We start from the raw sequence: 16,203 nt of genomic DNA, 5'->3' as shown, positions 1-16,203 counted from the left end.
TGTTCATCCGCGGTTGGCGGACGCGTTGCCTCCACGAACGTAGGTTGCGGCCGTGAACGACTCCTCCAGACGGACCTTCCTGCGCGGCGCGGGCCTGCTCGGCGCCGGTGCGGCGGTGTCCGCGTTGCCGGCACTCGGTGCCCCCGCGGCTTCGGCGACCTTCGGCCACCAGGGCCCGGACACCGAAGACGGCCGCTTCACCCTCGCGGTCCTGCCCGACACCCAGTACCTCTTCGACGCCGACCGCGGCGACCCCGCGCCGTTGGACGCCACGCTGCGGTACGTCACCGGTGGTGGCGAAAACATCGTCTTCCTGGCGCATCTCGGCGACCTCACCGAGAACGGGCAGCCAGGCGAGTTCGACCAGATCAGCCGGTCGTTTCAGCATCTGGACCGGCGACGGTTCCCGTACAGCACGCTGGCGGGCAACCACGACATCAAGTCCTCGACCGACGACCAGCGCGGCCGCACGCCGTACCTGGACGCGTTCGGACCGCAACGGCAGCGGGGGTCGCGGACCTTCCGCGGCGCGAGCCCGGACGGCTACAACAGCCATCACGTCTTCCGCGCGGGCGGGCGTGAGTGGCTGCTGCTCGCGCTCGACTGGCGGCCGTCGGCGGGCGGGCTGGAGTGGGCGCGGTCGGTGCTCGCGCGGAATCCGCGGCTCCCGGCGATACTGACCATCCATGAATTGGTATGGGCCGACGAGGCCGGGCAGGCTCGGCTTTCCGAGTTCGGGCAGAAGGTTTGGGACGAACTGATCGCCGGGAACGACCAGATCTTCCTGACGCTCAACGGGCACTACTGGCCGCCCGGCCGCGCGGTGAAACGGAACGACGCGGGCCACGACGTCCATCTGCACATCACCAACTATCAGGACCGCTACTACGGCGGCAGCGCGATGATCCGGCTCTACCGGTTCGACCTGGCGCGGAACGTGATCGACGTCCGCACGGTCTCGCCGTGGCTGGCGGACCAGGCACCGCGGCTGAACGAGTTGCAGCGGCGGGAGATCGAACGCACCGGCCCGGCGGACTACTTCAGCCTGGAGATCGACTTCGAGTCCAGGTTCGCCGGTTTCGCGCCGGCCCCGGTCCCGCCCGCGCGGCCCGCCGAACGGCAGCTGATCCGCGGGACCGTGGCCTATTGGCGGTTCGAAGGCCGTGACGGCGCCCCCGTCAGCGCTGTTGACGGTGTCCGTGACCTTTCGGGCCGGGGCAACGACCTGGTCCGGGTGACCCTGCCCGGCAGCGCGCCCGAGGCGCTGCGGTTCTCCTCCGAGTTCTCCGCGCGGCAGCCGTCGAGGTCGAGCCTCCGGTTCGACGGAGGCAAGAAACCGGCTCGCGGTGGGTATCTGCGCACGGCGGACAGCGCGCCGATGAACGCGGAGACGTTCGCGCGCGGCTACACCTTCGAGGCGTTCGTGAAACTGCCCGAGGATTTCAAGGACGGCAAGCATTCCTGGGCCGCGATCTTCGGCAGGCAGGGCTCGGGCGGCAAGGCGGGCAAGACCGGTGACGATCCCGGCGAGCCGTCGGCCACACTGTCCCTTTCGGACGGTGCGGCGTTCCAGTGGGCGGTGTTCCCGGTGAACCAGAACGGGATCTCGACCTGCTGGGGGCACGAACTGGCGTTGCGTGAGTGGATCCACGTCGCCGCCGTCAACGACGGCAGGCGGACGACGCTCTACGTCGACGGCTGCCCGGTGCTGCGGAACCCGAAGACCGCGGCGGCGGGGATCGCGAATCCCGGCGGCTCCTGGCTGATCGGCGCCTATGCCTACGACTCGATCGTCGAGCAGGCGTTCCACGGCTGGCTCGGCGACGTCCGCGTGGTGGGAAGGGCGCTGGAGCCGCGCGAGTTCATGCTCGGCTGAGCCCGCGGATCGTGCGCGGTAATGGTGGATCTCCGTCCCCATTATCGCGCACGGTCTTTTCCGGAGTAATAAGGGGCCCTCTTGACAAGCGGTGGACAATAAAAAATCGGCGCCCGAATCAGAATTACTGATCGATGCGCCGAATGTGTCGCCATTCTAGCCGCTGTGAGGGGAACTTGTCAAATCAGGGGTACGACGAGGAATTGCGATCCGAACGGCAGTACGTCGCGTCGCTCTACGGACGGCTGGACGCCGAACGTGCGCGGGTGAAGGAGGCGTATGCCGGTGCGCTGCAGGGAGAAGGCTTCGCGCTCGCCGAGCGTGAGGTCTCGGTCGGCGCCAAGGCCCGCGAGATGGCCCGGCTGAAGATCGCCGACGAGGGCCTTTGTTTCGGCCGTTTGGACGCCCTTTCGGGAGAACGGTCGTACGTCGGCCGGATCGGCCTTTTCGACGAAGAGAACGACTACGAACCCTTGGTGCTGGATTGGCGGGCGCCGGCGTCGCGCGCGTTTTACTGCGCGACGGGGGCGTCCCCGGAAGGAATGGCCCGGCGCCGTCAATTCCGCACCCTCGGGCGCGACGTCCTCGAATTCACCGACGAGGTCTTCGGCCGTCCGGAATCGGCGGGGGAACGGGGTGACGCCGCGCTCCTGGCCGCGGTCAACGCGCCGCGCGGCGAGGGGATGCGGGACATCGTCGCGACGATCCAGGCCGAGCAGGACGAGATCATCCGGCTGGACCACGCGGGCGTCGTCGTCGTGGAGGGCGGCCCGGGCACCGGGAAGACGGCGGTGGCGTTGCATCGTGTGGCGTACCTGCTGTACACGAAACGGGAGCGCATGGAACGTCGCGGCGTGCTCGTGGTCGGGCCCAGTAGTGGCTTCCTCGACCACATCGGCCGTGTCCTGCCGTCGCTCGGCGAGACCAGCGCCGTCTTCGCGACACCTGGTGACCTCGTGGCCGGTCTGCGCACCGAACGCGAGGACCCGCCGCCGGTCCAGCGGCTCAAGGGCTCGCTGGCGATCCTGGACGTGCTCGCGGCGGCGGTGGCGGACCGGCAGGAACTGCCCGCCGAGCCGGAGCCGATCGAGCTCGACGACGTCACCGTGCCGCTGGACGCCGAGGTCGCGGCGGCCGCCCGCGAGGTCGCGCGGGAAAGCGGCGGGCTGCACAACGAGGCCAAGGCCGTCTTCGCCCGCGAGGTGATCGCCGCGCTCGCCACGCGCGCGGTCGACCGGATCGGCGCGGGCTGGCTGCCGTCGGACGACCGGCACACTCGCCCGGAGATGCTCAAGAACGCTCGGCGGGACCTGGAAGCCAGCGAGGAGCTCGGCGCGGTGCTCGATCGCCTCTGGCCGTCGCTGACGCCGCGGCGGCTGCTCGCCGACCTCTACGCCTCGCCGGAGCGGTTGCGGGCGGCAGGCGCCGATCCGGCGCTGTTCCGCGAGGACGCGGACGCGTGGACGGTTTCCGACGTGCCGTTGCTGGACGAAGCCGCCGAACTGCTCGGCCGCGACCGCACCGCCGAGCGCCGGGCGGAGGAACGGCGGCGGCTGGAACGGAAGGAATACGCCGAGCGGGTGCTGGAAATCGTCGAGGTGGAAGACGATCACGACGATTACGAGTTCGCGCTGCGGCCGACGGACGTGCTGATGGCGGAGGAACTGGCGGACCGCTTCGCCGAACGTGACGAGCGGGATCTGGCCGAACGTGCCGCCGCCGACCGGGAATGGACCTATGGCCACGTCGTGGTCGACGAGGCGCAGGAACTGTCCGAAATGGACTGGCGCGTGCTGATGCGCCGCTGTCCCAGCCGGTCGTTCACCGTCGTCGGGGATCTCGCGCAGCGCCGGTCGCCTTCGGGAGCGCGGTCGTGGGACGCGATGCTCTCCCGGTACGTCGCCGATCGGTGGGTGTACCGGAAGCTGACCGTCAACTACCGGACGCCGTCGGAGATCATGGCGGTGGCGGCCGCACTGCTGGCGAGTTTCGCGCCTGACGCCGTACCGCCGGACTCCGTGCGTTCGTGTGGTGTGCGTCCGTGGGCTCGCCGAGTGTCCGAAGTGGACATCGAGGAGGCCGTCGCCGAGTTCACCCGCGTGGAATCGGGGCGTGAGGGGACGTCGGTCGTCATCGGGCCGCCGGGAGTGTCCGGAGCGATCGCGCCGTCCGCGGCCAAAGGGCTGGAGTACGACGCCGTCCTGGTGGTGGAGCCGGAGCGGATCCTCGCGGAAGGCCCGAGCGGTGAGGCGGAACTGTACGTCGCGCTGACGCGGGCGACGCAGCGGCTCGGGGTCCTGTACAGCGGGGCGCTGCCGAAAGTCCTCCGCGGTCTCGATTCCAGGCGGCGGACTCCCGACGCGTATCTGCACTGCGTTTGACCCATGACCGGTCCGTTCCCGGCGAATTTCGCGGGGAACGGACCGGTCATGGCGCGGACCGTATGTTCAGCGGGTCAGATTGCCCCAGGCGTATGTCTGTTTTGCGAGTTTCAAGTAGACCAACGTTTCGGTGCTGACGACACCCGGAATGGGCCGGATGTCGTCGTTCAGCACACTCAGGAGATGCTCGTCGTCCCGGCAGGCGACCTCGGCGAGCAGGTCGTAACCTCCCGCGGTCAGTACGACGTAATGGACGTCCGGCAATCCGGAGAGCTGGTCGGAGACCGCCCGCGGATCGCCTTGGACCCTGATCCCGACCATCGCCTGACGGCCGAGCCCGACGTTCGCCGGATCCGTGACCGCGACGATCTGCATCGTCTCGTCCCGCAGCAGCCGCTGGACCCGTTGCCGCACGGCACCCTCCGACAGGCCGACGGCCTTGGCCAAGGCCGTGAACGAGGCCCGCCCGTCGACTTGCAGTAGAGCGATCAGAGTGCGATCGGTATTGTCCAAACCTCTAGGTGTGCGCTGCTCCATCTGCGCGCGTGGTTCGTCACCCATGCCGTCCCTCCCTTTGTTTCGGCATGCGATTCTTGTCGCGCAGCGTATCGATCAATGTCCAGAATGCTACCGCCGTTAAGTTGTTTGTCGCGATTCTCTTTCTCAGCGCCTTCACGCGCAGGAATCTGTCGCCCGACAGGGCGAGTGCCGAGGTTTTCGGACGGCTCGTCAGCCGAGATCGCGTTTCAGCAGGTCTTCCTCGGTTTCCCGGCGGACGAGCAGCGTCGCCGTACCGCGTGAGACGCCGACCACCGGCGGCCTTCCGACGAGGTTGTAATTCGACGCGAGCGAGTGGTGGTATGCCCCGGTGCACGGGACGGCGAGCAGATCGCCGGGGCGGACGTCGTCGGGGAGCGAGAGCCCGTCGGCGAGGACGTCGCCCGATTCGCAGTGCCGTCCGACCACCGTCATCGGCCGCCTGGCCGCGCGGCTGCGCCTGCCGATCAGGCGCGCGGTGTACGTCGCCCCGTAGAGCGCGGGCCGTGCGTTGTCGCTCATCCCGCCGTCGACGGCGACGAAAGTGCGCGACCCGCGTTTCACCGCGCAGACCCGGTACACGGTGATCCCCGCCGGGCCGACGATCGCGCGGCCCGGTTCGATCGTCAGTTTCGGCAGGGGGAAGCCGTGCGAGGTGCATTCGTAAGCGAGCGCGACACGCAGACGGCGCACATAACCGTCGATGTCGAAACCCGTGTCGCCGGGCAGATAACGCACGGCGTGCCCGCCGCCGAGATCCAGTTCCCGCAGAGTGATGCCGTGGCTCTCACGAAGTGCGACGAGCACCCCGATCATCTTGCGGGCGGCCAGTTCGTAGAAATCCACCCGCGACACCTGCGAACCGATGTGACAGTGCAGCCCGGCGAGGCGGAGCCCGGGCTGCGCGAGCACGGCGGAGACGGCCCGGCCGAGGTTGTCGCGGACCTCCTCGCGCAGCGAGAAGCCGAACTTCTGCCCTTCGGTGCCGGTGGTGATCGCCGCGTGCGTGCCCGCCGCGACGTCGGGTGTCACGCGGATCAGCACTTGCTGCGCGCCGGTGGCCAGCGCGCCGAGCTGCTCGATCTCGTCGAGCGAGTCCACCACGATCCGGCGGACGCCGTAGGACAATGCCGCCTTCAGGTCTTCGGGGGTTTTCGCGTTGCCGTGCAGGAGGATCCGCTCGGCGGGGAAGCCGATCGACCGTGCCACCGCGATCTCGCCCGCCGAGCAGGTGTCGAGCGAAAGGCCTTCTTCGGCGACCCAGCGCAGGACCGCGCGGGTGCACAGGGCCTTGCTCGCGTACGCCACCTCGGCGTCCGGCAGCGCCCGGCGGTACGCGCGGGCGTTCTGCCGGACCTCGTCCTCGTCGAGCAGGTACGCCGGTGTCCCGAACCTCGCGGCGAGGTGTGACACCGGCGCGCCGGCGAACAGCAGTTCCCCGCCGGGGCCGAGCCGGGTGCTCCGTGGCCAGACGCCGGGTTCGAGGTGGTCGGCGGCCTCGCAGCCGAGGCTGGGCAGGAGCTCGCTGAGCGTCACGGTTACCTCCGCGTCGATCGGTCAGTGCTCCGCCAGCACAACTCCGATCGACCGGGCCCGGCCGCCCCGGCAACGTCTCCCTGACGCTCTGCGAGGTCTCGCTGACGTGTTGTTAACGCCCGAGTAACCCCGGCCACACCGCGCCGGTGACCCGCTCGCGTTCCCCGGCGGTCAGCGCGCGGCTCGGCGGGCGGACATCGCGGCGGCACAAACCCAGCTGTGCCAACGCTTCCTTCACCACGCTGACGTTGTTGGCGTTCCCGTCCGCGGCCCGCAGCTCCTCGAACGGCCGGACGCGTTCCCAGCAGGCCATCGCGCCGCGGAAGTCGCCGCCCCGCAGCGCGCGCGACATCTCCAGTGAGATCGACGGCGCGACGTTCACCAATCCCGACGTGAACCCGGTCGCGCCGACGGCGAAGTAGCCCGGCGCGGACAGCTCCGCCAGCCCTGCGATCCACACGAAGCGATCGATTCCGGCGTCCCGCGCCACCGAAGCGAAGCGCACCGGATCCGGCACCGCGTACTTCACCCCGATGACGTTTTCCGCGGCGTCGGCGAGCCGGGCCAGTCGCTCGCCGTCGATCCGCGCGTCGCGCACGTACAGCACGACACCCAGTTCCGGGACGGCCGCCGCGATGGCGCGGTGGTACTCGACCCAGCCTTCGGCCGAGACGTACGGATGCACCGGCTGATGGATCATGATCAGCCCGGCGCCCGCCTCCCGCGCGTGCCGGGCCGCGCCGATCGCCGTCCGGACGTCGTGCCCGACACCGGCGACCACGCTCGCCCGTTCCGCCGCGGCCTTGACCGTCACCTCGAGGCAATGCCGGGTCTCGGCCTCGTCCAGCGCGTAGAACTCGCCGGTGTTCCCGTTCGGCGTCACGATCTCGATCCCGGCGATGATCACCCGGTCCACCAGCTTCGCGTAGGACTCCGGGTCCACGGCGCCGTCTGCGTCGAACGGCGTCACCGGGATGGCCACGACCCCGGACAGCCGCCGTTTCCGCTCTTCGAACCGTGAGGAAGAGGTCACTGGCATGTCCGATCTGATATATGATGTGACACCTCACGTTAGCAGGCCGGGGCAATGGGACGGCTGTCCTGAGTCTTGGGACGGTTGGTCGTGGCGAAGCTCGTGAGTGGTGAAGACGGATCTCATGAGAGGTGGGGCGAAGGCCGCCTTCGGGACGTTCACCGTCTCAAGGGGGCCTTCAGGGCAATCGGCCGACGTGTCCTCGGGGTGGTCGTGAGTGATAAAGAGGGTTAGAACGCTCTTTATCACTCACGACCCGCGCACGAAGCCATGCAAAGTGTGCAAATCGGGCACTGTGATCGGGATCAGTGTCTCTTATGGATAGTCAGGAATGCGCCAGGTCGCTGTGGTGAGCCCACTTCCGTCGTCAACCCCCACCATTGCTTTGCCCCCACACAACCTGGCCGTTCTGTCAGCTGACTGTCGAGAAGTAGCTGGAAGTCGCCCGGTTTCGTCGCCGTCGCACGGAGTTGTCCACACGTGAACAACCTGTGGACAACTCCGCGAGTGGTCCACTTAGGACAGGGTGGTGAGGAAGGTTTCCAACTGTTCGACGACGAACGCGTGATCGTCGGCCTGCGGCAGTCCCGAGACGCCGACGGTGCCGACCGGGCCCACGCCCTCGACGATCACCGGGAACACGCCGCCGTGCGCGGCATACAGATCCGGGTCGAGGCGCGAGTCCGCTTCGAACGTCGTGCCCTTCGCGCGAAACTGTTCGCCGACGAGGAACGAGCTGTGCCCGTAACGGTCGACGACGCGGCTCTTGCGGTCGATCCACGTGTCGTTGTCGGCCGAGGTGCCCGGCAACGCCGCGTGGAACAGCCGCTGACCGCCGCGGCGCACGGAGATCGTCACCGGGAGGGCGCGGTCCCGTGCCGCCGCGAGCAGGTGGACGCCCAGCTTCAGCGCGGTCTCGTTGTCGAACCGGCGGAAGACCAGGCGCTCCTCCTGCGCGGCCAGGACGGCCAGGGTGTCATCACTCATGGCGCCCATTAAATCAACACTGTTGTGTAAAGGCTATCGAAGTGCGTCCAGCGCGAAGGCGGCGTACATCGCGACGCCGTTGGCCATCGCGTCCTCGTCGAAGATCACCCGGTTCGAGTGGTTCGCCTCGACCGTGGCCAGGTCGGCGTCGGGCGGGCAGGCGCCAAGGAACGCGAACGCGCCGGGCACCCGCTGCAGGACGTAGGAGAAGTCCTCCGCGCCCATCACCGGGTTCTCCATGACCTCGGCGTTGCGGGCACCGAGGACCTCGGCCGCCAGTTCCAGCACCCGGCCCGCGACCCGCGGATCGTTCACGGAGACCGGGTAACCGGGGAGGACTTCGGCGCTCACGCGGACGCCGTGCGCCGCGCCGACGGCCTCGCACACCTTCGGCAGTTCCTCGCGCACGAACGCCTGCGTCCGCTCGGACAGCGTGCGGATCGTGCCCTCCAGGAACGCCGTCTCCGGGATGATGTTCGTCGTCGTCCCGGTCTCGATACGGGTGACCGAAACCACCGCGGGTTCGAACACGCTCACCTTGCGGGTCACCATCGTCTGCAGCGCGCCCACCATCGCCGCCGCCGCCGGCACCGGGTCGATGGCCTGGTGCGGCGCCGAGCCGTGCCCGCCCCGGCCGGTGACGGTGACGTGAAAGCTGTTCGCCGACGCCATGATCGGGCCAGGTCGCGTCTGCACGATGCCGGACGCGACCTGGGTGAAGATGTGCAGGCCGAACGCCTTCTCGACGCGCTCGCCCGCGGCGTCGAGCACACCCTCGTGGATCATGTGGCGCGCGCCGTGCTCGCCTTCCTCGCCGGGCTGGAACATGAACACCACCGACCCGGCCAGCTCGTCGACGTGCTCGCTGAGCAGCCGCGCGGCCGAAGCCAGCATCGCGACGTGGGTGTCGTGCCCGCAGGCGTGCATCGCGCCGTCGTCTTCGGAGGCGAAGTCGAGACCGGTGTCCTCGTGCAGCGGCAACGCGTCCATGTCGCCGCGGAGCAGGATCGCCGGTCCAGGCTTCCCGCCCCGCAGCACGGCGGTCAGCGAGGTGGTCGATTTGCCCTCGGTGATCTCCAGCGGCAGGCCCTCGAGGGCCGCTTTGATCGAGGCCTGGGTCTTCGGCAGGTGGAGGCCGATCTCCGGATTCCGGTGGATCTCCCGGCGGAGCTCTACGGTTTTCATCTGGAGCGCGCGGGCTTCGTCCAGCAACCCGGCGAAGCGAGCATCGGGGAGGGTGGGCAGGTCGGTGGGTCCGGTCATGTCTCGATAGTGGCGCATGCGGCGCTTCGGGTGCACCGTGCGTGCGTTCCGAATGCGGGCGGAATACGGTGTGCGCATGGCGGTGCAAGAGCCGATCACGGGGTTCGCGGTGGCCGTGGTGCGGGAGGACGGTCGGTGGCGGTGCAGCTCTCTTGATCCGGGGGCGCTCGCCGAGCTCGACGCTGCGATCACCGAGCTCGGCAAACTGCGTTCGACCGGTGCCGCCTTCGGGCTGCTGGCGGTCGACGACGAGTTCTTCGTGATAGTCCGGCCGAGCCCCAGAGGACCGTCGCTGTTGCTGTCCGACGCCGCCGCGGCGCTCGACTACGACATCGCCGCCGACGTCCTCGACGTGCTGAGAGTCGACCCGCCGGACGAGGACGACGACGCGGTCTGGCCGGAAGGCGACCTGGAGATCCTGTCCGATCTCGGACTGCCGGGGGCCGAGCTCCAGGTGATCGTCGGCGAGGTCGACCTCTATCCGGACGAACAACTCCAGATGGTCGCGCAGCGGTGCGGATTCGCCGCCGAGTTCACCAAGATCCTGGACGAGATCTGAGCCCCGCCGCCTCCGCCGCCGACATCGCCGCCGTCCGGGCGGCGATCGAAGCGGCGCGAGGTGCGGGCGACGACGTGCCGATCGGCGCCGTCGTCCTGTCACCGGACGGGACCCCGCTCGCTTCCGCGCGCAACGCCCGCGAAGAACTCGGCGACCCGACGGCGCACGCCGAGATCCTCGCGCTGCGGGCCGCGTCCGAGATCTACGGCGACGGCTGGCGGCTCGAAGGCTGCACGCTCGCGGTGACACTGGAGCCGTGCACGATGTGCGCCGGCGCTCTCGTGATGGCACGGATCGCGAAGGTCGTCTTCGGCGCTTGGGAGCCCAAGACCGGGGCCGTGGGGTCGTTGTGGGACGTCGTCCGCGACCGGCGGCTGAGCCACCGCGCGGAAGTCGCCGGCGGCGTCCTGGAGGCCGAATGCGCGGCCCTGCTCGAAGACTTCTTCCACGGGCAGCGGGGTAACCGCACCGGGTGACAGATGTGTCGGATCCCGCGCCCCGGGTAACCCGGAGACAGGCGGCCGCAAACGGCGGCCGCAGTCGAAGGAGGAACGTCCGCCATGAGCGTTTTCGACAAGGCGAAGGACAAGGCCGAGCAGGCCATCGGCGCCGCCAAGGAGAAGCTCGGCGAGAAGACCGACAACCAGGACCTCGCGAACTCCGGCCGGGCCGACCAGACGGAAGGCCAGGTCAAGGAGGCCGGGCACGACCTGCGCGACCGCGCGGAAGGCGGCGTGCAGGACCTCAAGGACAAGTTCAACAAGTAGTCGCGAACGCAGAAGAGCCGGTCTCCGTGGAGACCGGCTCTTCGCTGCGGTGGCGGTGGGATTTGAACCCACGGACGGGTATTAACCGTCACACGATTTCGAGTCGTGCTCCTTCGGCCGCTCGGACACGCCACCGCCGAGAACAATACCGGAGGGTCTTTCGGGGTCTTCAGGGGGTCAAGAAAGCTGCGCGGTGATCTCGTCGATCGCCGCCGTCTGGTTCTCGACGATCTCCTGTGCGAGCGCCTTGGTCTCGGCGTGCTCACCCGACGACAGCACCGTCTTGGCCATCGCGACGCCGTTGCGCAGATGTTCGGCCATCAGCGGGAGCCACACCTTGTCGAACTCGGCGCCGGTCAGGTTCTGCAGCGAGACGATCTGGCCTTCGGTGATCATCCCCGGCATCGCGTGCCCGGCGTGGCCGGCCGCGGGAAGCACGGCCGCGTTCCACGACTGGAGCCAGGCGGTCATCGTCTGGACTTCGGCGGACTCGGCCTTCACGATCTTGGCCGCGGTGGCCTTCACGTACTCGGAAGCCGACCGTTCCGAGGCCAGATTCGCGGCCTGGATCGACTGCTGGTGGTGCGGGACCATCTGCTGGGAGAAGGTGATGTCGGCCTGGTTGGCGCCCGGCGTCGCCGGTGCGGCACCCGTGGCCGTCGTGCAGCCTGCGAGCACCCAGACGACCAGTGCGAACAGGGCCATCTGTAGTCGCCGTCGCATCGATACCTCCGTAGTCAGGGGAACCGGCCCCTCCGTCCTGTGATACGGCTGTGACCTTCCGGCGGTTCAAAATCGGATCAGCCGCGCAAGAACTCGTGAGTGGCTAGGACGGTTAGAACCGTCCTAGCCACTCACGAGGCGGAAATGACACACCGCCGGTGTACGGGCTCCGTCCTCCCCCGACGGGTCCCGTGCACCGGCGGTGCGCCCCCAGCTCCCCCTGCTCGCCCTCCCCGGCGAGCGTCAGAAGGTCATGTGCCGATCGCCCATGTCGGCCTCGCGCAGCACGGCGTCGAGCCGTGCTCCGCCGAAGTAGGCCACCGGACGTCCGCCGCGTTTCCGGTCGCGCAGATCGATGGCCAGTGCGATACCCAGCAGCAGAACCAGTGCCGTACCAGCGATGAGCCAGCCCATCGGACACCTCCTCCGGCGACGTGAGGGAGGATTTGTGTCCTCGCTCACGCCGCCAAGGTAGCTCCGGAAATGCCGACTTGTACCCGGACTTGAGGTTCATTTAAGGCAGCGGAACACCAATGGGCTATTTGTGCGGGGCGCCCGCGACATAAATGTCACCGTCGGCCACGGAGACGTCACGCGCGCTGGAAGCGCCGGTCGCCAGAATGCGGGCGGGGTCCCGGAAACCGGTGATCACTTCGACGCGCTGGACCGGTTTCGGTGTGGTGATCAAGGTTTCCGGCTTCCAGGCGCGTCCGTTCTCGAGCAAGAAGGTTTCGATACCCGGCAATCCGTCACGTGTTCCGTAAACGCGCCAAATGCCGCCATTGAGCTGTTCGATCTCGCGCAATCGGAGCCCGTTCGCGACTTCGCGCACTTCCCAGTTCCGGCCGTTCCACGCGCCCGCGAAATCGCGCGGCGAGCCCGCGGCGTCGAACTGGAACCAGGTGACGAACGGTTTGCCGTCGCGTTGGGTACCGGCCTGCAGGATGTAGTCCGGCGACTTGAGCGCGCCGGGGAGTTCGAGCGGGGTTTCGACGACCTTGAGGTACCGCTCCTGTTCGGCGTCGTCGACCTGCGTGCCGAGGTCGTGGCCGGCCGCGGAGAAGAAGCGCAGGGTGCGGACGTCGAACGACAGGTAGTAGACGTTCCGGTGATGGACGTCGTGCTTGTGCTGCGTGGGACCGCCGCCCGCGAGGGTGTAGACGAACTGGATCCGCCCGGCCGACGGCAGGTACCGCAGCTGTCCGACGTAGATCTCGTCCATGTGGTCGGACCGGCCCAGCGAGCCGAACGCCCACGGCTTCCCGGTCAGCCGCACGGAGTTCTTCCACGTCTTCCCGTGGTCCCGGGAAACGATGTATTTCATCGGGCGGAAGTCGGAGTTCGCCGTCGGGTCCAGTTTGTTGGTGGTCTCGCGATAGAACAGGAACAGCGTGCCGTCGACGGTCTTGACCGGCATCGGATAGCTCGCCGCGTCACCCTCGGGGACCTCGGTGTCGGTCCAGGTGCCGTCGAGGGAATGGGCGAGCGGCGCGCGGCTGATCACGGTCCGCGTGTTGTGCATGCCGCGGAAGATCAGCAGGTGGCCGTCGCCGGCCAGCACCATCGTCGGGTAGTTGTGCGGATCGGACTCGCCGTCGGCGATCTTCTTCGGCGCCGTCCAGAAGCCGGTCCGGTGGTCGTAGGCCTGGACGTAGGTGTCCGCGGCCTTGCCGGACCACGAGATGAAGGTCTTGCGCGCGACCGGGTCGAAGACGCCGCCCGCGTTCGGCCGCCGGTCGGTGCGGGACGCGACCGTGCTCGCCGGGGTCATCACGTCGAACGCGGCCTTCTCCGGTGGCTTGGCGGCCGCAGGGGGAACCGGGATCACGAGACCCGCCGCGATGAGCGCGCAAAGCAGTCTGCGCATGAAAAACGCCTCCTGGTGCGTAGCAGGCGGCGGAGCTTGATCCTCTCACGTAAGAACACGGCAAAACCAGCCCTGAAACCTGCGAAAGCAGGGGTCCGAACGGGCTAGCGGTGACGAATCGTTGCCTTGACGTCTTCCTCATTTCACTTGTTCGGGGGAGTATGCCTCGACCGATCTTGCGAAAAGGGGACTCAGCGTGACCACATCCCGACGTGCTGCCCGGAGACGGGCCCTGACCGTGGCCGTCGCCTCCGGCCTGGTCGTGAGCGGTGTCGCCGCTCCGGCCGCGCTCGCCGCGCCCAGCGCCGACGCCGTGATCGCCGAGGTCTACGGCGGTGGCGGCAACTCGGGTGCCACGCTGATGAACGACTTCGTCGAACTCGCCAACCGCGGTGCGGCCCCGGTGAGCCTGGACGGATTCAGCGTCCAGTACGCGCCCGCGTCGGGGAACAGCTGGCAGGTCACGCCGTTGACCGGCAGCGTCGCGCCGGGCGCTCGATACCTTGTGGCGCAGGCCAAGGGCTCGGGCGGCACCGTCGCGCTGCCGACGCCGGACGCCACCGGCTCGCTGGCCCTGTCCGCGACCGCCGGCACCATCGCGCTCGTCCAGGGCACCACGGCGCTGACCTGCAAGACGGCCGCCGACTGCGCGGCCGACACCCGGATCAAGGACCTCGTCGGCTTCGGCGCGGCCGCCGTCATCCGCGAGGGGACCGCGGCGCCCGCGCCGTCCAACACCGCCTCCGTCGCCAGGGGGGCGACGCTCGCGGACACCGACGACAACGCCGCCGACTTCACCTCCGGTGCGCCCACCCCGACCAACGGCAAGGGCGAGACGCCGGGTGAGACCGGGCCGCCGCCGGTGAACGCCAAGATCCACGACATCCAGGGCGCCACCCGGATCTCGCCCTTCAAGGACCGGAAGGTCGCCGGGGTCACCGGCGTCGTCACCGCGATCCGGAGCTTCGGTTCGGCCCGCGGGTTCTGGATCACCGACACCGCTCCCGACGCGGATCCGCGCACCAGCGAGGGCCTGTTCGTTTTCACCGGCTCGACCACGCCCGCCGTGGCCGTCGGTGACGCGGTGAGCGCCACCGGCACCGTCCGCGAGTTCTACCCGGACGCTCCCGCCACCTCGCCGTACCAGTCGCTCACCGAGCTGACGAGTGCACAGTGGACGGTCGAGTCGAGCGGGAACCCCGTGCCCGCGCCGACCGTCGTCACGCCGGACACGGTCCCGGACACCGTCGCCCCCGCGCCGGGCGGCAGCATCGAGCCGTTGCCGCTGGAGCCGGCGAAGTATTCGCTGGACTTCTGGGAGACGCACGAGAGCGAGATCGTCAGCGTCTCGGACGCGCGCGTCGTCGGCCCGACGTCGTCGTACAACGAGCTCTACGTGACCACCAAGCCGAAGCAGAACCCGAGCGTCCGCGGCGGCGCGGTGTACCTGGACTACGACCGGCTCAACACCGGCGTGCTCAAGGTCGCGTCGCTGATCCCGTTCGCCGAACACCCGTTCCCGAAGGTCAACACCGGTGACGTGCTCACCGGCGAGACCTCCGGCCCGGTCGAGTACAGCAACTTCGGCGGCTACACGCTGTTCGCGACGAAGCTGGGCGCCGCCAAGGACAACGGGTTGCAGCGGGAGAGCACCCGCGCGCAGCGCGGTGGTGAGCTTTCCGTGGCGACCTACAACGTCGAGAACCTGTCCGCTTTGGACAGTGCGGAGAAGTTCGGCGAGCTGGCCAAGGCCATCGCCACCAACCTGGCGAAGCCGGACATCCTGAACCTGGAAGAGATCCAGGACAACAACGGGCCGGCGAACGACGGCACCATCGCCGCGGACCAGACGCTGCGGAAATTCGTCGACGCGATCGTCGCCGCCGGTGGCCCGCGCTACGAGTGGCGTCAGATCGACCCGGAGAACGGCAAGGACGGCGGCCAGCCGGGTGGCAACATCCGCGTCGGCTTCCTGTTCAACCCGGCCCGTGTGTCCTTTGTGGACCGCAAGGGCGGCGACGCGACCACTCCGGTCGGCGTGGTCAAGGAGCGCGGCAAGACCCACCTGACCGTCTCGCCCGGCCGGGTCGAGCCCGGCGACCAGGCGTGGGAAGCCAGCCGCAAACCGCTGGTCGGCGAGTTCGTCTTCCAGGGCCGCACCGTGTTCGTCATCGCGAACCACTTCAACTCCAAGGGCGGCGACCAGCCGACCCACGGCCGCAACCAGCCGCCGGTCCGGAGTTCCGAGGTGCAGCGGGCCAAGCAGGCGACCCTGCTCCGCGGGTTCGTCGACAAGCTGCTCGCGTCGGACAAGAACGCGAACATCGTCGTGGCCGGCGACTTGAACGACTACCCGTTCTCGCCCGCCGTGAAGACGCTGACCGCCGGTGGCGCGCTGAAGGACCTCATCGCTTCGCTGCCCGAGAACGAGCGGTACAGCTACGTCTTCGAGGGTCAGTCGCAGGTGCTGGACCACATCCTGGCGTCGAAGGCGCCGCGCGGGATCGACTACGACGTCGTCCACCTGAACGCCGAGTTCGCGAAGCAGGCGAGCGACCACGACCCGCAGGTGCTGCGGTTCCGGCCGAGCGCCGGCAACCCGGTCCAGGACGCGTTCTACGACCTGGCGGACTACCTCGAGAAGGTGCTCGGCCCCTACCTGCCGAAGCCGTAA

The 16,203-nt window shown here is 68.7% G+C and carries 14 protein-coding genes and 1 tRNA gene; 6 read left to right on the top strand and 9 right to left on the bottom strand.

What is annotated here, in order from left to right:
* Positions 1-52: 52 nt before the first annotated feature.
* Positions 53-1,876 (top strand): LamG-like jellyroll fold domain-containing protein, encoded by a 1,824-nt coding sequence (locus H074_RS36710; RefSeq protein WP_007035164.1) that lies wholly within the window; start codon positions 53-55, stop codon positions 1,874-1,876.
* A 176-nt stretch (positions 1,877-2,052) separates the two neighbouring features.
* The gene (gene helR, locus H074_RS36705) at positions 2,053-4,257 is read left to right on the top strand and encodes an RNA polymerase recycling motor ATPase HelR (protein WP_268744789.1); all 2,205 of its coding nucleotides are present in this window, start codon (positions 2,053-2,055) and stop codon (positions 4,255-4,257) included.
* Positions 4,258-4,323: 66 nt separating this feature from the next.
* Here helR and H074_RS36700 read toward each other — a convergent pair whose 3' ends face one another.
* From H074_RS36700 to H074_RS36680, 5 genes are all read right to left on the bottom strand, one after another.
* The gene (locus H074_RS36700) at positions 4,324-4,818 is read right to left on the bottom strand and encodes an Lrp/AsnC family transcriptional regulator (RefSeq protein ID WP_005167158.1); all 495 of its coding nucleotides are present in this window, start codon (positions 4,816-4,818) and stop codon (positions 4,324-4,326) included.
* A 168-nt stretch (positions 4,819-4,986) separates the two neighbouring features.
* A complete protein-coding gene (lysA, locus tag H074_RS36695; protein WP_007035161.1) occupies positions 4,987-6,330 on the bottom strand; it encodes a diaminopimelate decarboxylase in 1,344 nt (447 codons plus the stop codon).
* Positions 6,331-6,442: 112 nt separating this feature from the next.
* Entirely contained in the window at positions 6,443-7,369 is a 927-nt protein-coding gene (locus tag H074_RS36690; RefSeq protein ID WP_039924346.1) for a dihydrodipicolinate synthase family protein, read from the bottom strand.
* A 510-nt stretch (positions 7,370-7,879) separates the two neighbouring features.
* The gene (locus H074_RS36685) at positions 7,880-8,350 is read right to left on the bottom strand and encodes a heme-degrading domain-containing protein (RefSeq protein ID WP_007035159.1); all 471 of its coding nucleotides are present in this window, start codon (positions 8,348-8,350) and stop codon (positions 7,880-7,882) included.
* 33 nt (positions 8,351-8,383) lie between these two features.
* A complete protein-coding gene (locus H074_RS36680; protein ID WP_007035158.1) occupies positions 8,384-9,613 on the bottom strand; it encodes a M20 metallopeptidase family protein in 1,230 nt (409 codons plus the stop codon).
* 76 nt (positions 9,614-9,689) lie between these two features.
* Between H074_RS36680 and H074_RS36675 the strand changes: the two genes are divergently transcribed.
* The 3 genes from H074_RS36675 (at position 9,690) to H074_RS36665 (ending at position 10,939) form a co-directional block, all read left to right on the top strand.
* Positions 9,690-10,172, top strand: coding sequence for a tRNA adenosine deaminase-associated protein (locus H074_RS36675; protein ID WP_200865852.1), 483 nt, complete (start codon positions 9,690-9,692; stop codon positions 10,170-10,172).
* A 23-nt stretch (positions 10,173-10,195) separates the two neighbouring features.
* Positions 10,196-10,648, top strand: coding sequence for a deaminase (locus H074_RS36670; RefSeq protein WP_039924373.1), 453 nt, complete (start codon positions 10,196-10,198; stop codon positions 10,646-10,648).
* An 84-nt stretch (positions 10,649-10,732) separates the two neighbouring features.
* Complete coding sequence (locus tag H074_RS36665) at positions 10,733-10,939, top strand: CsbD family protein (RefSeq protein WP_007035155.1); 207 nt, start codon at positions 10,733-10,735, stop codon at positions 10,937-10,939.
* Between the two features lie 47 nt (positions 10,940-10,986).
* Here the strand turns inward: H074_RS36665 and H074_RS36660 are convergent.
* From H074_RS36660 to H074_RS36650, 4 genes are all read right to left on the bottom strand, one after another.
* Positions 10,987-11,074, bottom strand: a tRNA-Ser gene (locus tag H074_RS36660).
* Positions 11,075-11,116: 42 nt separating this feature from the next.
* Positions 11,117-11,662 carry a DUF305 domain-containing protein gene (locus tag H074_RS36655; protein WP_039924344.1) on the bottom strand — a complete coding sequence of 182 codons (546 nt, stop codon included), beginning with the start codon at positions 11,660-11,662 and terminating at the stop codon, positions 11,117-11,119.
* 243 nt (positions 11,663-11,905) lie between these two features.
* Positions 11,906-12,076, bottom strand: coding sequence for a hypothetical protein (locus tag H074_RS41225; RefSeq protein WP_167333196.1), 171 nt, complete (start codon positions 12,074-12,076; stop codon positions 11,906-11,908).
* 124 nt (positions 12,077-12,200) lie between these two features.
* Positions 12,201-13,529 carry a BNR-4 repeat-containing protein gene (locus tag H074_RS36650; protein WP_007035153.1) on the bottom strand — a complete coding sequence of 443 codons (1,329 nt, stop codon included), beginning with the start codon at positions 13,527-13,529 and terminating at the stop codon, positions 12,201-12,203.
* 196 nt (positions 13,530-13,725) lie between these two features.
* On the opposite strand from H074_RS36650, the gene H074_RS36645 reads away from it, so the two are divergent.
* Positions 13,726-16,203, top strand: coding sequence for an endonuclease/exonuclease/phosphatase family protein (locus tag H074_RS36645; protein WP_039924342.1), 2,478 nt, complete (start codon positions 13,726-13,728; stop codon positions 16,201-16,203).

Origin of the sequence: Amycolatopsis decaplanina DSM 44594 (assembly GCF_000342005.1) — a bacterium.
In the GTDB taxonomy this organism is placed as follows: domain Bacteria; phylum Actinomycetota; class Actinomycetes; order Mycobacteriales; family Pseudonocardiaceae; genus Amycolatopsis; species Amycolatopsis decaplanina.
This window is presented reverse-complemented; position numbering and strand designations above follow the sequence as displayed.